Raw genomic sequence first — 17,572 nt, 5'->3', positions numbered from 1 at the left:
TGCCTGGCGCCGGAACGCCTGCTCTCGCCATGATACACGGCAAGGGCCCGTGGTTGCAGTTGCCGGGAGGACACTAGCAGGGATCGGTGACAGATATATGACAACAGGGCCCGCATGAGGCAACGGACAGAGTCGGCCAAATACTCAACCAGCTGCTATTATCAGCAGCAAAATATCGGGGAACGGCCGATCACGGGACAAGGGGCGGAGTAGCTCCGCCCCTGGCCGAAATCAGAGGGAACGATTGTTGAATCCCACTTCCACCTTGCGAGGCGAGTCGGAACGGAAGGCGGTATCCACTTGCTGGATTTGGCCGCCCTGCTGCAAGAAGGCTGCAATATCGGCCTCCAGCTGCGCACGTACCCGGGCCCGACCGGCGACGGAATGGGTGTCGTCGCTGTCGCTGCTCCAGTTTCCTGACTGCTCCAGGTTGCTTTCGTCGAATTCACTCATGGTCTTCTCTCCATCAACGAAAACAGATCCGAAAGTGATGTCCAACCCCAGCGGGCGAACACACTCTGTTTCGACGAAAATACCGCCTGCGGCCTCGTCTTGGCGTCTTTATAATCTCGTTTTGTTTACCGCGCTATTTCCTGGCAACGTCTTTTTTGTAATTTTTTGTAACCTAAAATAAGCCCATGATTTTACATGGCAAAATAACTGGGGACGCGCACCCTGATTCGTTGACACAAGAAATGAATAATGATTCACTGCTTATAAGGAGCCGGCATGGCCTATCGCGAAACGGAGAAAATGCGCCAGCGCAAGGCGCAGGCACGCCAACGCATCATCGACTGCACCTATGAATGCGTCGCCAACGGAGGGTTCCGGAGTGCCCGTATCACCCGCATTGCGGGCCTGGCCGGCGTTGCCACGGGAACTATTTACAGGCATTTCGAATCCAGAGAGGACCTGTTTGCTGAAATCTTCCGGACCGCCACCCAGCGCGAAGTGGACAAGGTCGCGGAAGCCCTGAATACCGACGGGGATGCCGCCGTCAGGCTTGAGGCCGCGCTCCGCCAATTCGCGGAACGGGCCATGCGCGGGCCGATGATGGCCTGGGCACTGATTGCCGAGCCGGTGGACCCGAAACTGGAAGAGGAACGGCTGGTCTACCGCAGGGCCTACGCCGAACTGTTTGAAAAGGCGATCCGGGACGGCATCGAGGAAGGCTGCATTCCGGATCAGGACGCCCGCCAGAGCAGTACCTGCCTGGTCGGCGCCATTGCTGAAAGCCTGGTGGGCCCGCTGTCACCGACGCTGGCCGGCCAGATAACCATTGCCGATATCGACAAAAACAAACTGGTCGACTCCATCATCCGTTTTTGCATGCAGGGGTTGACCGGCACCAGGAGGTAGCCATGACCGCCCGTCAGCCCAAGCCCGAAGCAAGCGCACCCTTCACCGGGGACCGCTACCTTGCGGTGACCCATGAAGTCACCAACCAGCCGCCGGCACTGGAGAACTACAACCTGTTCGACCACGACCAGGCCCTCCGGGAGGCTGCGGAACGGGAAGGCGCCGGCCACGCCGTGGAGAGCCTGCGCGCCTTTGGCGATCTGGCGGGCAAGGCTGACACCATCGATCTCGGCTTTCGAGCCAACACCAACAAACCGGTGTTCAATACCCACGACCGGTTCGGCCATCGCATCGACGAAGTGGACTTCCATCCGTCCTACCACGAACTGATGCGCATCGCCCTGGAAAACGGCCTGCACAGCAGCCCCTGGACCAACCCCGGCACCGGCGCCCATGTTACCCGGGCCGCAAGGTATTACATGCACTCCCAGGTCGAGGCGGCCCACTGCTGCCCGGTCACCATGACTTTTGCCGCCATCCCCTCGATCCGCAAACAACCGGAACTGGCCCGGGAATGGGAACAGAAAATCCTGGCCAACAGCTACGATCCCCGCAACGTGCCGCACACCGAAAAGAGTTCCGTCACCATCGGCATGGCCATGACCGAGAAACAGGGCGGCAGCGATGTCCGGGCCAACAGCACCCTTGCCTACCCGGTCGGCACCGAAGGCCCCGGCCAGGCTTACGAACTGGTGGGCCACAAGTGGTTCGTCTCCGCCCCCATGTGCGATGCCTTCCTGGTACTGGCCCAGGCACCCGGCGGGCTGTCCTGCTTCCTGATGCCCCGCTGGCGCCCGGACGGGACCAAGAACCCCTGGCAGGTGCAGCGCCTGAAAAACAAGATGGGCAACGTCGCCAACGCCTCCAGCGAAGCGGAACTGCGCGGTGCCCTGGCCTGGATGGTCGGCGAAGAAGGCCGCGGCGTACCCACCATCATCGAAATGGTCGCCATGACCCGCTTCGACTGCATGATCGGCAGCTCCGCCGGCATGCGCCAGGCCGTGGCCCAGGCCACCCACCACTGCCGCCACCGCAGCGCCTTCGGCAACCGCCTGATCGACCAGCCGCTGATGCAGAACGTCCTGGCCGACCTCGTCCTGGAAAGTGAAGCAGCGCTGGCCTACACCATGCGCATCGCCCGCGCCCTGGACAACCAGGACCAGGAACACGAACGCCTGCTGGCCCGCCTGGCCACCCCGGTCGGCAAATACTGGATCTGCAAGCGCACCCCCAACCATGCCTACGAGGCCATGGAATGCATCGGCGGCAGCGGCGTGATGGAAGACTGCATCATGCCCCGCCTGTTCCGGGAATCCCCGGTCAACGCCATCTGGGAAGGCAGCGGCAACGTCCAGTGCCTGGACACCCTCCGGGCCATGCAGAAAGAACCCGACACTCTCGAAGCCTTCTTCCGCGAGGCCGCCGAAGCCAAAGGCGCCGATGCCCGCTTCGACCGCTTCCTGGCACAGCTGCAGAACGACTTCGCCGACATCAGCGATTTCCAGTACCGCGCCCGCAACCTGGTGGATCGCATGGCTCTCGCGATGCAGGCTTCCCTGCTGATCCGCAACGCTCCCAGCGCCGTGGCTGACGCCTTCTGCGCATCCCGGCTGGAAAGCAACGGCGGCATGAACTACGGCAACCTGCCCTCGGGCACCGACGCCGCGGCCATTATCAAACGGGCGACGCCTGTAGTAGGCTAATTGGTGTGTCTCCCGGGCCATTCTGATTCCCAGCCCCGGAGACTCCACCTGATTTGTTGGCGAACCGGTGAGGGATGGCTTTCCAAAACTGTGCGCAGCCATGGATGGCGGAGCTCAAGCGTCACAGGGACGTGCCGAAGGAGCGGGTTTTGAAAAGCCATCCCTCACCGGTTCCTGCACCCTAGTCGGAATACCTATGTCTGAAGCACTCCGAAAACTGCTCAAAGAGAGCAACCCCCAACAGCCCGTCATCACCCCCCACGTAGGCGTGATGATACTGCACTTCCAGCTCTATGGCTGCGAAGACCTCAAAGCCAAACGCAAGGTATTCACCGCCCTGCGCGCCGTCTGGGGCAAAGAACCGGACCTGGCAGTGGCCGAAACCGCCGATCAGGAAGCCCTCGACTGCGCCACCTGGACCGTCGCCGCCCTGGGCACCTCCTCCCAGCAGATCAGCCAACGCCTGGACCTGGTTGAAAAAGCCATCCAGGACCGCATAGATGCTGCCATACTGGAAGTGCAGCGCGAAATTCTCTGACCCCGGGGGCCCCGGAGCAGTGGCGTGTGGCGCAGCCGCCTGCCAGGCCGTATACTACCGCCCCTCAGGGACGTCAGCGCACCTGCCAGATGCAGGTTTACAGTTTGCCAATGCCGGACATGGATCCGGCCGAATCCGGGGGGCATCCGGAACCAGCCCCGCGGACGACCACTGATTCTGTGTGGTGCCTATGACCGGAAAGAAAAAATCCGCCCAGGCCTCGGTCGAGGCGATGTACCGTGTATTCACCGTGCCCGAGGCACCGGAATCCACTCTCAGCCGTATCGACCAGGACATCTCCCGCAATCTTGCAGGCTTCCTGCAGGAGCATATCGTTGCGGTCGAGCGGGACCTCTCGGAAGTCGAGAAAGACTTTGCCGAGTACAACATCCCGGAGAAACCCGTGTTCGTGTCCGAGCAGGCCCAGTTCCTGCTGGACAAGCTCGTGGCCAACTCCGTACATACTGCATCCCCGGCGTTCATCGGGCACATGACCTCGGCACTGCCGTACTTCATGCTGCCGCTGTCCAAGATCATGATCGCCCTGAACCAGAACCTGGTGAAGACCGAAACCTCCAAGGCCTTTACGCCCATGGAGCGCCAGGTGCTGGGCATGATTCATCGGCTGGTGTACCAGGAGGATGGTTCCTTCTACCGCAAGTGGATGCACGACCCCCGCCACACCCTGGGCGTCATGTGCTCTGGCGGCACCATTGCCAACCTGACCGCCCTGTGGGTCGCCCGCAACCGCGCCTTCCCGGCGGAGGGCAGCTTCCGTGGCCTGCACCAGGAAGGTCTGTTCCGGGCCTTGAAATACTACGGGTATGAAGGTGCTGCCATTTTGGTGTCCCGCCGCGGCCACTACTCCCTGCGCAAGGCCGCCGACGTACTCGGCCTGGGCCGTGATGCCCTGGTGCCGGTGGATACCGATGACGAGAATCGTATCCAGCCGGATGCCCTGCGGGACAAGTGCCTGGAGCTGCAGAAGCAGAAGATCAAGGTCATGGCCATTTGCGGCGTGGCCGGTACCACCGAAACCGGCAACGTGGACCCGCTGGACGCAGTGGCCGATATCGCCCGGGAGTTCGGCGCCCACTTCCACGTGGATGCCGCCTGGGGCGGGCCAACCCTGTTCTCCCGCACCTACAAGACCCTGATGCGTGGCATCGAGAAGGCGGACTCCGTCACCTTCGATGCCCACAAACAGCTATACGTGCCCATGGGCGCCGGCCTGGTGGTGTTCAAGGACCCTACCTTGCCAACCGCGGTAGAGCATCATGCCCAGTACATCATCCGCAAGGGCTCCCGGGACCTTGGCAGCACCACCCTGGAAGGCTCCCGGCCCGGCATGTCCATGCTGATCCATTCCGGCCTGAAGATCCTCGGCCGCGAGGGCTACGAGATCCTGATCGACCAGGGTATCGAGAAGGCCCACACCTTTGCGGACATGATCAATGCGGAGGCGGATTTCGAGCTGGTCACCAAGCCGGAACTGAACATCCTCACCTACCGCTACTGCCCGGAGGACGTGCAGCAAGCGCTGGCGGTCGCCGATGAGCTACAGGCGGAAAAACTGAACACCTGTCTGAACCGGATCACCAAGTTTATCCAGAAAACCCAGCGGGAGCGGGGAAAGGCGTTCGTCTCCCGGACCCGGCTGGAGCCGGCCCGTTACTACCACTTCCCCTGCATCGTTTTCCGTGTGGTGCTGGCCAACCCGCTGACTACCAGGGAAATCCTGGCGGATATTCTGAAGGAACAGCGTGAGCTGTCGAAAGAAGAAGGGATCTCTGACGAGATGACCATCCTGCACCAGATGGCCGACGCGGTCCTCAAGCAGCACGAGCCCAGCGCACGGCAGGCCTGATTCTGGGGGTGCCAGACAGGCCTCAAAGCAAGGCGGGTTAACCTAAGTCCGCGTGAAAGGGGGAAGGATCTCCCAAAACACGCTGTGAATACGTCCCTGTACGCTCGGCTCCGCCATCCATGGCTCCGCACGGTTTCGGGAGATCCTTCCCCCTTCCCCGCTCCGAGGTTCAGTCAGACCAATCATAAGCATTCGGCCCTGGCCAGACCTTACCGGGGGGACTCACAACATCTTGATCAGTAAAGCGCCTCTTCGTCATCCAGCACATCGTGGATGATATCCAGAAACATCCGGTCCGCCTCGCTCCAATTCTCCGGAATCCGGATATTGGTGCTGGCACTGATTTCCTCGGCAATCAGCTCGTTGGCGTTCGGCTGGCCGCGGTGTTTGCGGGCGATTTCCATGGACTTCACGGCAATGGTCGGATCGCTCAGCACCTTCTTGATGAAGGTCCTCAGCTCGTCAATCATCTTCGCCTGACGGCTTTCAACGGATGAACTCATACTTCACTCCCCGGACAGATAGGCTCGGGGGTGAGACACCCCCTTTTTCAGATAGTATGACCAAACTGGCTTTATACAACCAGCCCGGTCAGATCAACAAGCCCCGAAGAGTGAAGAACAGGATCGCGGCCATGATGGCAGAGGCCGGCACGGTAATGATCCACGCGGCGGCAATCTTGACCAGGTGTGATCGCTTGACCATCTCTTCCTTGTAGATCTTCTTCAGGCGCTTGCGCTCGGACTTGGACAGCGGCACCTGCTGCTTCTGTTTCTTCGCCTGCTTGAGCAGGCTCTCCATCTCTTCCACCGAAGCATTGCGGAAATCGTCCAGGAAGGGCTTCAGGCGCTCCTGCTCGTCCGGGTCGTGGTGCTCGATGATCTTGTGCAACTGGGTTGCGTAGTTGCGCTTCAGGTATTCCCGCAGGAAACCGACACCGAAGACACCGCCGATGGCAATGTGGGTGGAGGAGACTGGCAGCCCCAGCTGGGACGCCAGGATCACGGTCAGCGCCGCGGACAGGGCAATACAGAAGGCCCGGGTCTTGTCCAGCTCGGTGATCTCGCTGCCCACGGTCTTGATCAGGCGCGGTCCGAACAGCATCAGGCCGACGGCAATACCCAGGGCCCCGACCATCATCACCCACAACGGAATGGCCGCAGAGGTAACGACGGCGCCGCCTGCCAGGGCATCATTGATGGCCGCCAGCGGACCGATGGCGTTGGCCACGTCGTTGGCACCGTGGGCGAAACTGAGCAGGGCAGCGGCGAAGATCAGCGGCCAGGTAAAGAGGGTGTTTACCCCGGCGGAGCTGTTCTCCATGGTGGACGCCTTGCGGCCCACGAGGGTGCGCACCGCCATAAAGACCACTGCAGCCGCGACCAGGCCCACCAGGGAAGCCTCGAGAAAGTCGACCTTGATCACTTTCTTGACGCCCTTGATCATCAGGTAGGTGCCGAAGGCCCACGCCATGATAGCCACCAGCCAGGGCACGAAAGTGCGGGCCGCCGGCACCACGTCCTGGCGGTAGAGAACGGTTTTCTTGATGGCGAACAGGAAAAGGGCCGCAAGCGCCCCGCCGAGCACCGGCGAGATGACCCAACTGGCGGCAATCTTGCCCATGACCGCCCAGTCGGCAATGCCCCAGCCACCAGCAGCAATACCGGCCCCCAGGACGCCACCAACGATGGAATGGGTGGTGGAGACCGGCGCGCCCATCCAGGTAGCCAGGTTCAGCCAGAGGGCGCCCGCCAGCAGTGCCGCGGTCATCAGCCAGATAAAGGCACGGCCATCGTCCAGCGTGGACGGGTCGATGATGCCGCCCTTGATGGTGGACACCACATTACCCCCGGCAACCAGCGCCCCGCCAGCCTCGAAGACTGCCGCTATCAGGACCGCCGCCCCCAGGGACAGGGCTCCGGAGCCCACCGCCGGGCCCACGTTGTTGGCGACATCGTTGGCACCGATGTTGATCGCCATGTAACCACCGATAACGGCCGCAGCCATCAACAGCATGCTGCCGGGCATTCCATCGCTGAAAGAACCAACAGTCAGCCAGATGCCGAGAAGGAACAGCAGGCTGATTCCGACCCTGTATCTTTCCGTGGAAGGGCTGGTGAGGACGGTATCCAGGAATCCGGTTGAACGGGCCATAACAGATCAGGTCTCATTTGGTCGGAATGTAAACAGGCCGTTGGGCCGCGCGGCAACTATAATTTTTTTGTCACTAAATTGAAACCTGACGGTCATATGGATACGCAGCATCCGCAACTGTGATCCAGAACCGCGAACGCGCCACCAATTGGCGCATAATGACCAGATATGACGCCAAAAAATACAATAAAACCCTGAATCTCCTATGAATCAGTCCCAGTCCATCAGCCACCAGGCCGCCGGTGCGCGCGAGGATGCGCAGGTATCGAGGTTGCTGACGTGGCTGTCGTTCGCGGCCATCCTTTTCCTGCTGGGTATCGGGCTCAAGGCATGGTACTCCGGGCACACGCTGCATAGCTGGGTGCTCTGGTCCTGTTCCGTCCTGGTGGGACTGAACATGGTGTACTTTGCCCTGAGCGGTAACGGGGTGCGCCAGAAAGGCGGCCTGATTGTGGTGGTGGGCCTGCTGTTCGCGTACCTGATCGCCTCCGGCGGCGAGAGCAATACCGGTCCACTGTGGTTCTATGTCTTTCCGCCGCTGCTGTTTTTCCTGACCAGCCTGAAAGCCGGCACGGTGGTTCTGCTCATCTGTTACCTGGTGGCCGCGGTGGTGTTCCAGTTCCCCGACTTGCCGTTTGTCACTGCGGAGTATTCCAGTGACTTCAAGATCCGCTTTTTTGCCACCCTCACTTTCGAATCCATCTTCTGTTTCGTACTGGAGGCCGGACGACTCCGGGCCCGCAATGAACTGCTGGAACTGGTGGTGACTCACGAGCACGCCGCCAGGACCGACGAACTGACCGGCCTGTCCAACCGTCGGGACATACAACACCGGCTGGCCAGCGAGTTTTCACGGTACCAGCGGGCCGGGCACCATTTCTCCATCGTGCTCATTGACCTGGACCTGTTCAAAAGCATCAATGACGAATACGGCCATGACGCCGGCGACGCCGTCCTGCGCCAGTTTTCGGCCCTGCTGCGGGACGTCGTCCGCCAGACCGACTTGGCCGCCCGCTGGGGCGGCGAGGAATTCCTGCTGCTGCTTCCGGACACGTCGCTGCTCCAGGCCCTCACCCTGGCCGAGCGGTTGCGGGCGGAGGTCGCCCAAGCACACTTCCGGTTCAAGAGCCACTGCCTGCCGGTCACCATCAGTGCCGGGGTCTGCTCCATCGCCAAGGCGGCCTCCATCGATGAACTGCTCAAACAGGCCGATCTCAACCTCTATAACGCCAAGGACGCAGGGCGCAACCGGATCGCGCCACGGGTTCGCAGCCGCGGTGAGGACCACCCCATGGGTTCGCCGGCTTGAGAGCGGGCACCTCGATCGCTATGATCAGGCGCGACTCGGGCACAGGGTCCGAATAAGGCAACTTTCACAGGACTGACAATGACAGCAATCCGAATTCTGGTCGGGAGCGTTTACGGCGGCGCCCTGATGACCGCACGGGAGATCCGGAAGGAACTCGAGGCCGACGGCCACCAGGTCACGGTGCTGGAGAATCCGAAGCTCCCGGATATCACGTCCAACGACGAGCCCTTGCTGGTCTGCACTTCCACCACGGGCCAGGGCGAGATCCCGGAGAACCTGCTGCACTTCTATGTCGAGTTGAGAGAGCAACTGCCGCAGCAACCCGGGCGCCCGTTCGGCATCATCGTGCTGGGCGACAGTTCCTACGGTGACACCTTTTGCGGAGCCGGCGAGCTGATGGAAGAAGCCCTGTATGAGACCGCCGCCCGGAAAGTGGGAGACACCCTGCGTATCGATGCCATGGAAACCATGGAACCGGAAGGCAAGGCGCTGCCCTGGGTCCGGGACTGGATCAAGAAGCTCTGAGCGGTTGCAACAAACGCATGGAAGGTCGATCCGGCGCTTGAGCCACTGGTAACGACGGGCCATACTCGGGAGACAATGATAAGAAATGCGACAACCTGTGACCCCGACCCGCCCGTTCCAGCTTCTCTTCACCCTGATAGTATTGTCGGTCCTGGCAGTCCCATCCTTTGCTGCTGGCAACAGCGTGCGTCCGGACATGGACTTCCTGCTGACCGACCCGGACTCACCGGCAACCCCGTCGCAGGCTCTGGAGATGGACGGCTGGCAGTCACTGGAAGACCCGAGCCCGAACTTCGGTTATATCCGAAAAACCGTGTGGCTGCGCTTCCCGGTTCCCGAGCGGGGCGATATCAATCTGCTGGAAATCGGTTACGCCCATCTGGACCACATCCGTTTCTTCCTGGTGGAAAACGGTGAGATCGTAAGCGAGGCCACGGCCGGCGACCGGCTGCCCTTCCTCGAACGCCCGGTACTCTATCGCAACTTCCTGTTCCGCTTCGATCATGCGCCTGAAGCCAACCAGCAGATCCTGCTGGAAGTGCGCACCAGTGGAGCGGTGCAGGTGCCGGTGCACCTGTGGCACGACAAGGATTTCTTCGAGAGCGCGTTTTTCGAGGATCTGATCCATGCCGTCTATTACGGCATCCTGATTACCGTCATCTGCTTCAACCTGTTCATCTTCATCGCGCTGCGGGAAAAGATTTACCTTCTGTACGTGCTCTCCACCCTGGGTTATCTGGTGATCATCGGCAGCCTGAATGGCATCGCCTACCAGCTGTTGTGGCCGGCCAATCCGGAGATACAGAACCGGTCCATGGTGCTGGGCATTCCCTTTGCCATGGTCTTCACACTCTGGTTTGCCCATGCGTTTCTCCAGCTGAGGAACCAGAGCCCCGCCACCGCCCGGGTGGTTAGCTTCGCCATTATTCTTAATACCATCGCGGCGGTGGCCACTTTCCTGACCGACTACAACACCGCGATCCGTCTGGTAGTCGCCCTGACCATACCCAGCTGCCTGCTGCTAACACTGCTCGGCCCGCAGCAATGGCTCCGGGGCAACCGGCAGGCAATCTATTACACCCTGGCTTGGGGTGCGCTGACCCTGGGCAGTGCGGTGACCGCAGCCAACAAGTACGGGCTGCTACCCAACAGCTTCCTGAGCGTTTATGCCATGCAGATTGGCTCGGCCCTGCAGGCCGTCCTGCTCGCCTTGGCCATGGCGAGCAGGATCTACCAGGAACGCCAGGACAAGGTACTGGCCCGGGAAGCGGAGCTTCGCGCCCTCGAAGCCCGCCGAAGCGTGGAACTAAGGCTGATGGATCAGGCCCTGCACCACCCTCTCACCGGCCTGCCGAACCGCAGCAGCTTCGAGATGATGCTCAATGACCTCATCATGCGGCATCCCGAAAAACGTTACGGCATTGCCGTGGTGCACCTGAACAACATGCCTTCGGTCACCAAAACCCTTGGCCACCGCAATACCGACCGGATCCTGGAACTGGCGGCCCTGCACTACAACTCGGTGGTCCAGACCATACCGGGAGCCCTCCCGGTCGAGCAGACCGATGAGCGCAATTACTTCCTGGCTTCCCTTGACCAGCAGTCCTTCGGCTTCATCGTCGATGCCACCCTGGCCGAAGCCGCGCCCCGGGCCGTGGTCACCGGTCTGGACAGCCTGCGCCAGTCTATCGATTACCTGGGCATGCAGGTTCCGCTGGACCTGCGGATGGGCGTGGCCATCTTCCCGGACCACGGCAGCGACGCCAATACCCTGATCCGTCGTGCCATCATCGCCGAGGGCTCCGAGCGGGCCCGGGATCGGGGCATGGCCTACTACAAGCCGTCCCGGGATGCCTACAGCGCGGATCGGCTGACCATGGTTTCGGAACTGCGCAAGGCCCTGGACGGCCACGAGCTGGCGCTCTACCTGCAACCCAAGCAGTCCCTGACCACAGGCCAGGTGGTGGGAATGGAGGCGTTGATACGGTGGCCGGGGCGCCAGAAGACGGCAAGCCCTGACGAAATCGTCCTTCTGGCTGAGCAGACCGGGCTGATCAAGCCGCTGACCCGTTGGGTGCTGGAAGAGTCACTGCGCCTTCGCACGCAGTTGCTGGAGCAGGGCTGGGATCTGGAGCTGTCCGCCAACATCTCGCCCAACAACCTGCGGGAGGCGGATTTCTCCCTTTATGTGCAGCGCCTGATGAATCAGTACGATGGCCACCGGGGCGCAGTCACCTTCGAGGTCACCGAAACCTCGATGATGCTGGACCCGGCCAACTCGCTGGAGGCCCTCAATGCCCTGAATGCCGCCGGAATCCGGGTTTCCATCGATGACTTCGGCTCCGGCTACTCCTCGCTGTCGTACATCAAGCAGCTGCCCGCCAGCGAGATCAAGATCGACCGCTCCCTGGTCACCGACCTGCCCAGCCAGGCCGAAGACCGGGTCATCGTCCAGACCACCATCGATATGTGCCACAACCTGGGCTACCAGGTGGTGGCGGAAGGCGTGGAGGATCAGGCGACCGCGGACCTGCTGAGAGACATGGGCTGCGACATGATCCAGGGCTACCTGGTGACACCGCCGCTGCCGGTGGACGAGTTCCTGGACTGGCTCAACGCCAATGGCCGCCAGCCCTCTCGCAAACTGGGCTAGTGTCCGGGCGGGACACTAGGAACGTTTGCGGATCAGCGCTTCCTGGGTGGTGGATGCTACCAGCACGCCGTCCCGGTTATAGAAGTTGCCCCGGTTGAAGCCCCGACCACCGGAGCTTCTCGGGCTGTCCTTGTCATAGAGCAGCCATTCGTCCATGCGAAAATCCCAGTGGAACCAGATGGCGTGGTCCAGACTGGCCACCTGCATGTTCTTGCTGGTGAAGGTCAGGCCATGGGGCTGCATGGACGTGGCCAGGAAATGGAAATCGGAAGCGTAGGTGAGCAGGCACCGGTGCAGTACCGGGTCCTCCGGCAGCGGACCCTGGGCCCGCAACCAGCTCTGCCGGTAGGGCGGACGCTTCTCCGGCTGCAACGGATTGACCGGATCCACCGGGCGGATCTCGATGGGCCGGTCCCGGGTCAGGGTCTCCCGGAAGCGCTCGGGCACCTGTGGTGCCAGGATCCGGCCCAGCTCCTGTTCGGACTTGAGGCTTTCCGGCTCGGGCGCATCGGGCATATCGAACTGGTGCTCGAAGCCTGGTTCCTCACCCTGGAAGGACATGGAGCCGGTGAGAATTTCCTTGCCGTCCTGACGGGCGATCACCCGGCGTACGGAGAAGCTGCCGCCATCCCGGACCCGCTGCACTTCATAGTCGATGGGCATGCTGTGGTTGCCGGGCCTGAGGAAATAGGCATGGAGAGAGTGGCACAGACGACCCTCAACGGTGCGGCTGGCCGCCATCAGCGCCTGGCCGAGAACCTGGCCACCGAACACGTTGGGAAAGCCCAGGTCCTCACTGTCGCCCTGGAAGTGATCGTCGCCGATGGGCGAAAGGTCCAGCAGCTCCACCAGCTTCTGTGTGACTTCTAGCATGCCTGCTCCTGTCAATTAATTAGCTCACGAAGAGGTTTTCTACCCCAAGTAGGGCTTTTTCGCAATGACAAGCAGGCATGGCCTGTGATGACGCCGCTACCACAGGCCATGACGGGCTCAGTTGTGGATGGGCGGTACTTCCTTCGCCAGCGCCTGTTTTTCCACGGCGAAGCGACCCGTCACTGCGAACCCCAACACCTCTCCCGCACCATTGCGGAACAGGGCACGGACACTGGTACCCTCGGTCTCCACTTCCCACTGGCCGTCGGCCCCGGACGGGGGCGGGCACACGGCGGTCGGGCAGCATGGGGTCTTGATCATCACCGGCATGGTGCCATAACTCACTTCTGTGCGTTCGCCGGTAAGGGTCTTGGCCAGCGCCCGGGCACAGGCCATCAGTGGCAGCACGTAAAGCAGTACATGGCCATCCACCTCGGCGCAATCCCCCAGGGCATAGATATCCGGGGCGGAGGTTTCCAGGGCACGGTTCACCTTGATGCCTTTGCCAACATCCAGACCGGCGCTTTCGGCCAGACCCGTGCGGGGATGCAGTCCCACGGCAGAGAGGACAACATCCGCCTCGAGACTCTCGCCGTTGGCCAGGGTCAGCCGGACGCCACCGTTTTGACGATCGATCCGATCGACCACGGTCCCCAGGTGGAACCGGACACCCAGGTTTGCCAGCTCCTGCTGCACGGCATTGGCGGCCGGCTCCGGCAACAGGCCCGGCATCACCACTTCCGATGGCGCGATAACGTCCACCTCGTAGTCGCCATTGCGCAGATCGTTGGCGAACTCGCAGCCGATCAGACCGGCACCCATGATTGCCACCCGCTGGCCATCGGCCAGCGCGCCGCGGAAGGCCCGATAGTCCATCAGGTCATTGATGGAGAACACATGTTCCTGGCCATCACCGGCAATGGTCAGGCGAATCACATCCGCACCCCAGGCCAGCACCAGTTTGCTGTACTTCAGTCGTTCATCGCCGAGGATCAGTTCGTGAGCCTCGGGATCGATACCGGTCACCGTGGTGAAGGTCCGGAGCCGGACATCGAGCTGCTCCGCCATGGCCTCGGTGGACGCCTGGGCCAGGCCATCGGCATCCTTGCCCTTGGTGAATCCGGTGGACAACATCGGCTTGGAATAGCTGACGCCGTCATCAGCGGTAACCATGACCACCGGGGTGTCCTTGTCCTGTTTCCGCAGCTCCCGGACCAGGGAGTAGCCGGACAAACCGGTCCCGACAATAACGATGGGGGCCTGTTCAGACATAGCGGTACTCCCGTGCGTTAACCGATCTCGATCATCTCGAAGTCTTCCTTGCCCACACCGCAATCCGGGCACACCCAGTCCTCGGGTACATCTTCCCATTTGGTACCCGGCTCAATACCGTCTTCCGGCCAGCCCTCGGCTTCGTCATAGATCAGTCCACAGACCACGCACTGCCACTTTTTCATCAATACTCTCCCCGAACATTCGCATATAGTTGAATCGCTGCGCGCATGTTAATTGTCCGACAATCGTACACGCAAGTTATTTTTGCCTGTTCCCGGCTACTGACTGCTGTCATTGCAGGCCACCATGGCTTTACGGGTAATCATACCGGCCGCTTTCCCCGACACCAATGCCATTACGGACGGCCACCCGGAGAGTTTTCTGCCAATAGCCATAAATACAGATATTGGCCCCCGCAACCGCCCCTCCCTTCTGACCAGCCACTCCGGTATAATCGCCCGTTTTAGACAGGATCCGACCGTTATGACCGATACCGTCGCCGAAATGAACCAGGTCATGGCCGAGGCCGACTGCCTGGTTGACGAACAGCAGGTACAGGCTGCCATCGGCAATCTGGCTGACGACATTACCGCCCGTCTCAAGGACAGCAATCCGCTGTTGTTCTGTGTAATGAACGGGGGCCTGATCCTCACCGGCCAGCTGCTGACCCGGCTTACCTTCCCGGTCCAGGCCGAGTATCTTCACGCTACCCGATACCGCCAGGAAACCACCGGCGGCATCCTGGAATGGAAGCTCCAGCCCGAGGCCGACATGAATGGCCGTACCGTACTGATCGTCGATGACATTCTCGACGAAGGCACTACGCTGTGCGCGATTGCGGACTACTGCCTGGCCCATGGTGCAGCCGAGGTGCTGACCGCGGTACTGGTGGACAAGCAGCACGACCGCAAGGCCCGCCCCGGCCTGAAGGCCGACTTCACCGGCCTGGAAGTGGAAGACCGCTTCCTGTTCGGTTACGGCATGGACTACAAAGGCTACTGGCGCAACGCCCCCGGGATCTATGCCGTCAAGGGACTCTGAGCACCAACCCGGCATTCCCCTGACCCGCTGGTACCGTTCCCTTGCCGCAGCCAGCCTTCGCAACCCAGAGGTTCGTGGCCCGGCCCGCTACTGGCTGCAGCTGGAGGGCTCGTTTACCCGTGCCCTCCAGAAAGAATGCCGCGAATCCTTCCACGTCGAGATCCAGCGGGAAGGCTTCGGCCGCCCCACCCTCGAAGAGGCGCAACGGCTGGCCATACCCGAGCGTGAGCAGGCGTGGATCCGCGAGGTCCGGCTCTGCGGGGACGGGCGCCCCTGGGTGCTGGCCCGCACCATCATCCCCCTGGGCTGCCTGGAGGGGCGAAACCGCATCCTGCGCAACCTGGGCAACAAACCCCTTGGCGCCTACCTGTTCAGCAGCCCCCGCTGGCAACGGGGCCCTCTGGAAACCGGACTGTGTGCGCCACAGGGCAGCGAGCAACCTCGCCTGGCCCGACGCTCGATCTTCCATGACGGAAATCACGCCCTGCTGGTGGGCGAATACCTGTTGCCGATCCTGTATTCCTGAGCCCGACCTTTAACTGGCCGGAACCGGCTGGCTATAATCCGCAGATCTTTCCGTTTTTCCATTTGCTGCAACCGGATGCGCGCCATGATCCCGAACGCCATGCCCGACCACGTCCAGAGCCGCCTGACCGATTACGCCAGACTGCTGCGAATCGATCGCCCCATCGGCTCACTGCTCCTGCTCTGGCCCACTTACTGGGCACTCTGGCTCGCCGGCGACGGCAATCCCGGTATTGGCAATATCATTATCTTTACCCTGGGCGTGTTCTTCATGCGTGCCGCCGGCTGCGCCATCAACGACTTTGCCGACCGGGATTGGGACAAACACGTCAAGCGCACCAAAGACCGGCCGCTGACGGCCGGGCGCATCCAGGCCTGGGAGGCCCTTGCCCTGTTTGCCGGTCTGTGCCTGATCTCGTTCCTGATGGTGATTCTGTTCACCAACACCCTGACACTGTACCTGTCTTTTGGTGGAGTCATCCTGGCGTTCATCTATCCGTTCATGAAACGCTATACCCACCTGCCTCAACTTTTCCTGGGTGCCGCCTTCTCCTGGGCCATCCCCATGGCCTGGGCGGCGGAGGCCAACGAACTCAGCCAGCTGACCTGGCTGCTGTTCACCGCCAACGTACTCTGGACCGTGGCCTACGATACCCTCTACGCCATGGTCGACCGGGACGATGACCTCAAGGTGGGCATCAAGTCCACCGCCATCCTGTTCGGGGATGCCGACAAGGCCATCATCGGCATGCTCCAGGCCCTGGTCATCCTGATCCTGGTCATGGTTGGCCACCGGGCGGAGCTGGGCGTGTTCTACTATCTGGGGGTCGCCGTCATGGCCTGCCTGTTTGCCTACCATCAGTACCTGGCCAGGGATCGGGCACGGGAGGGCTGTTTCAAGGCGTTCCTGAATAACAACTGGGCCGGCTTTGCAATCTTTGCCGGGTTGGTGATCGACCTGTTGTTCAGCTGAGGCTGTCATATACTTGTCATACTTCGACGTTGTAATGAGGCAGCAACAAATCAAGGTCTGACACAGGTTACAAACCCATGAATGGAAAAACTGTCCTGATCGTCGATGACGAGGCCCCTATCCGGGAAATGATTGCCGTAGCCCTCGAAATGGCAGATTACGACTACATTGAGGCAGCGGATGCCCGGGAAGCCCATGCCCTGATTGTCGACAAGCAACCGGATCTGGTTCTGCTCGACTGGATGCTTCCGGGCACCAGTGGCGTCGAGCTGGCCAGGCGGCTGAAGAAAGACGAAGCCACCGCCGACATTCCGATCATCATGCTCACCGCCAAGGTCGAGGAAGACAACAAGATCCAGGGCCTGGAAGTGGGAGCCGATGACTACATCACCAAACCCTTCAGCCCCCGCGAGCTGGTTGCCCGCCTCAAGGCCGTGTTGCGCCGCGCCACCCCGCCCGGCGTCGACTCGCCAATCGAAGTGGAGGGCCTCACCCTGGACCCGGTTGGCCACAGGGTAACCACCGAGGAAGGCGCCCTGACCATGGGCCCGACTGAATACCGTTTGCTCCAGTTCTTCATGACGCACCAGGAACGGGTCTATACTCGCTCCCAGCTTCTGGACCAGGTCTGGGGCGGCAACGTCTACGTCGAGGAGCGCACCGTGGATGTCCACATCCGGCGGCTGCGCAAGGCGCTGGGAGACAAGTACGACCACCTGATCCAGACGGTTCGGGGAACCGGTTACCGCTTCTCCACCAGAGCCGCATAAGCACTGC

The 17,572-nt window shown here is 61.4% G+C and carries 17 protein-coding genes; 11 read left to right on the top strand and 6 right to left on the bottom strand.

Translation table 11 applies throughout. From position 1 onward, the window contains the following. Positions 1–231: 231 nt before the first annotated feature. Positions 232–453, bottom strand: a complete 222-nt coding sequence (locus tag DET50_RS02360; RefSeq protein ID WP_092003349.1) for a hypothetical protein — start codon at positions 451–453, stop codon at positions 232–234. A gap of 276 nt (positions 454–729) precedes the next feature. On the opposite strand from DET50_RS02360, the gene DET50_RS02355 reads away from it, so the two are divergent. From DET50_RS02355 to panP, 4 genes are all read left to right on the top strand, one after another. After that, a complete protein-coding gene (locus tag DET50_RS02355) occupies positions 730–1,359 on the top strand; it encodes a TetR/AcrR family transcriptional regulator (RefSeq protein WP_113861290.1) in 630 nt (209 codons plus the stop codon). 2 nt (positions 1,360–1,361) lie between these two features. Further along, positions 1,362–3,062, top strand: coding sequence for an acyl-CoA dehydrogenase family protein (locus DET50_RS02350; RefSeq protein ID WP_113861289.1), 1,701 nt, complete (start codon positions 1,362–1,364; stop codon positions 3,060–3,062). A 196-nt stretch (positions 3,063–3,258) separates the two neighbouring features. Continuing rightward, positions 3,259–3,600 (top strand): DUF503 domain-containing protein, encoded by a 342-nt coding sequence (locus DET50_RS02345; RefSeq protein WP_113861288.1) that lies wholly within the window; start codon positions 3,259–3,261, stop codon positions 3,598–3,600. A 190-nt stretch (positions 3,601–3,790) separates the two neighbouring features. After that, positions 3,791–5,467, top strand: a complete 1,677-nt coding sequence (gene panP, locus DET50_RS02340) for a pyridoxal-dependent aspartate 1-decarboxylase PanP (RefSeq protein WP_113861287.1) — start codon at positions 3,791–3,793, stop codon at positions 5,465–5,467. Positions 5,468–5,703: 236 nt separating this feature from the next. Here the strand turns inward: panP and DET50_RS02335 are convergent, their stop codons facing one another. Both DET50_RS02335 and DET50_RS02330 read right to left on the bottom strand, forming a co-directional pair. Then, complete coding sequence (locus tag DET50_RS02335) at positions 5,704–5,970, bottom strand: hypothetical protein (protein WP_092003337.1); 267 nt, start codon at positions 5,968–5,970, stop codon at positions 5,704–5,706. 88 nt (positions 5,971–6,058) lie between these two features. After that, positions 6,059–7,621, bottom strand: a complete 1,563-nt coding sequence (locus tag DET50_RS02330; RefSeq protein ID WP_113861286.1) for an inorganic phosphate transporter — start codon at positions 7,619–7,621, stop codon at positions 6,059–6,061. 205 nt (positions 7,622–7,826) lie between these two features. Between DET50_RS02330 and DET50_RS02325 the strand changes: the two genes are divergently transcribed. The 3 genes from DET50_RS02325 to DET50_RS02315 all read left to right on the top strand — a co-directional run bounded on the left by DET50_RS02325 (position 7,827) and on the right by DET50_RS02315 (position 12,108). Continuing rightward, positions 7,827–8,930 carry a GGDEF domain-containing protein gene (locus DET50_RS02325; protein ID WP_113861285.1) on the top strand — a complete coding sequence of 368 codons (1,104 nt, stop codon included), beginning with the start codon at positions 7,827–7,829 and terminating at the stop codon, positions 8,928–8,930. A gap of 78 nt (positions 8,931–9,008) precedes the next feature. After that, positions 9,009–9,455: a flavodoxin gene (locus DET50_RS02320; protein ID WP_113861284.1), complete on the top strand. Its 447-nt coding sequence runs from the start codon at positions 9,009–9,011 to the stop codon at positions 9,453–9,455. Between the two features lie 85 nt (positions 9,456–9,540). Continuing rightward, positions 9,541–12,108: an EAL domain-containing protein gene (locus DET50_RS02315; RefSeq protein ID WP_113861283.1), complete on the top strand. Its 2,568-nt coding sequence runs from the start codon at positions 9,541–9,543 to the stop codon at positions 12,106–12,108. Positions 12,109–12,123: 15 nt separating this feature from the next. Here DET50_RS02315 and DET50_RS02310 read toward each other — a convergent pair whose 3' ends face one another. From DET50_RS02310 to DET50_RS02300, 3 genes are all read right to left on the bottom strand, one after another. Further along, complete coding sequence (locus tag DET50_RS02310; protein WP_113861282.1) at positions 12,124–12,981, bottom strand: acyl-CoA thioesterase; 858 nt, start codon at positions 12,979–12,981, stop codon at positions 12,124–12,126. A gap of 117 nt (positions 12,982–13,098) precedes the next feature. Then, a complete protein-coding gene (locus DET50_RS02305; RefSeq protein WP_113861281.1) occupies positions 13,099–14,253 on the bottom strand; it encodes an FAD-dependent oxidoreductase in 1,155 nt (384 codons plus the stop codon). Positions 14,254–14,270: 17 nt separating this feature from the next. Then, complete coding sequence (locus DET50_RS02300; protein WP_008173532.1) at positions 14,271–14,438, bottom strand: rubredoxin; 168 nt, start codon at positions 14,436–14,438, stop codon at positions 14,271–14,273. Between the two features lie 301 nt (positions 14,439–14,739). Between DET50_RS02300 and DET50_RS02295 the strand changes: the two genes are divergently transcribed. The 4 genes from DET50_RS02295 (at position 14,740) to phoB (ending at position 17,565) form a co-directional block, all read left to right on the top strand. Beyond that, the gene (locus tag DET50_RS02295) at positions 14,740–15,297 is read left to right on the top strand and encodes a hypoxanthine-guanine phosphoribosyltransferase (protein ID WP_113861280.1); all 558 of its coding nucleotides are present in this window, start codon (positions 14,740–14,742) and stop codon (positions 15,295–15,297) included. Then, the gene (locus DET50_RS02290; protein WP_113861279.1) at positions 15,278–15,823 is read left to right on the top strand and encodes a chorismate--pyruvate lyase family protein; all 546 of its coding nucleotides are present in this window, start codon (positions 15,278–15,280) and stop codon (positions 15,821–15,823) included. The genes DET50_RS02295 and DET50_RS02290 overlap by 20 nt, the downstream gene beginning before the upstream one ends. An 84-nt stretch (positions 15,824–15,907) precedes the next feature. Continuing rightward, positions 15,908–16,795 carry a 4-hydroxybenzoate octaprenyltransferase gene (ubiA, locus tag DET50_RS02285; RefSeq protein ID WP_113861278.1) on the top strand — a complete coding sequence of 296 codons (888 nt, stop codon included), beginning with the start codon at positions 15,908–15,910 and terminating at the stop codon, positions 16,793–16,795. Positions 16,796–16,872: 77 nt separating this feature from the next. After that, positions 16,873–17,565 (top strand): phosphate regulon transcriptional regulator PhoB, encoded by a 693-nt coding sequence (gene phoB / locus DET50_RS02280; protein WP_092003304.1) that lies wholly within the window; start codon positions 16,873–16,875, stop codon positions 17,563–17,565. The last annotated feature ends 7 nt before the right edge of the window (positions 17,566–17,572 follow it).

It is taken from the genome of Marinobacter pelagius, assembly GCF_003315345.1.
Taxonomy (GTDB): domain Bacteria; phylum Pseudomonadota; class Gammaproteobacteria; order Pseudomonadales; family Oleiphilaceae; genus Marinobacter; species Marinobacter pelagius_A.
Note: the sequence above shows the minus strand (reverse complement) of the source record. Positions and strands in the feature narration are given on the sequence as shown.

Bases quoted from the DNA above. Each gene is read 5' to 3' on its own strand.
- DET50_RS02360 (WP_092003349.1), bottom strand. From the start codon at position 453: ATGAGTGAATTCGACGAAAGCAACCTGGAGCAGTCAGGAAACTGGAGC.
- DET50_RS02355 (WP_113861290.1), top strand. From the start codon at position 730: ATGGCCTATCGCGAAACGGAGAAAATGCGCCAGCGCAAGGCGCAGGCA.
- DET50_RS02350 (WP_113861289.1), top strand. From the start codon at position 1,362: ATGACCGCCCGTCAGCCCAAGCCCGAAGCAAGCGCACCCTTCACCGGG.
- DET50_RS02345 (WP_113861288.1), top strand. From the start codon at position 3,259: ATGTCTGAAGCACTCCGAAAACTGCTCAAAGAGAGCAACCCCCAACAG.
- panP (WP_113861287.1), top strand. From the start codon at position 3,791: ATGACCGGAAAGAAAAAATCCGCCCAGGCCTCGGTCGAGGCGATGTAC.
- DET50_RS02335 (WP_092003337.1), bottom strand. From the start codon at position 5,970: ATGAGTTCATCCGTTGAAAGCCGTCAGGCGAAGATGATTGACGAGCTG.
- DET50_RS02330 (WP_113861286.1), bottom strand. From the start codon at position 7,621: ATGGCCCGTTCAACCGGATTCCTGGATACCGTCCTCACCAGCCCTTCC.
- DET50_RS02325 (WP_113861285.1), top strand. From the start codon at position 7,827: ATGAATCAGTCCCAGTCCATCAGCCACCAGGCCGCCGGTGCGCGCGAG.
- DET50_RS02320 (WP_113861284.1), top strand. From the start codon at position 9,009: ATGACAGCAATCCGAATTCTGGTCGGGAGCGTTTACGGCGGCGCCCTG.
- DET50_RS02315 (WP_113861283.1), top strand. From the start codon at position 9,541: ATGCGACAACCTGTGACCCCGACCCGCCCGTTCCAGCTTCTCTTCACC.
- DET50_RS02310 (WP_113861282.1), bottom strand. From the start codon at position 12,981: ATGCTAGAAGTCACACAGAAGCTGGTGGAGCTGCTGGACCTTTCGCCC.
- DET50_RS02305 (WP_113861281.1), bottom strand. From the start codon at position 14,253: ATGTCTGAACAGGCCCCCATCGTTATTGTCGGGACCGGTTTGTCCGGC.
- DET50_RS02300 (WP_008173532.1), bottom strand. From the start codon at position 14,438: ATGAAAAAGTGGCAGTGCGTGGTCTGTGGACTGATCTATGACGAAGCC.
- DET50_RS02295 (WP_113861280.1), top strand. From the start codon at position 14,740: ATGACCGATACCGTCGCCGAAATGAACCAGGTCATGGCCGAGGCCGAC.
- DET50_RS02290 (WP_113861279.1), top strand. From the start codon at position 15,278: ATGCCGTCAAGGGACTCTGAGCACCAACCCGGCATTCCCCTGACCCGC.
- ubiA (WP_113861278.1), top strand. From the start codon at position 15,908: ATGATCCCGAACGCCATGCCCGACCACGTCCAGAGCCGCCTGACCGAT.
- phoB (WP_092003304.1), top strand. From the start codon at position 16,873: ATGAATGGAAAAACTGTCCTGATCGTCGATGACGAGGCCCCTATCCGG.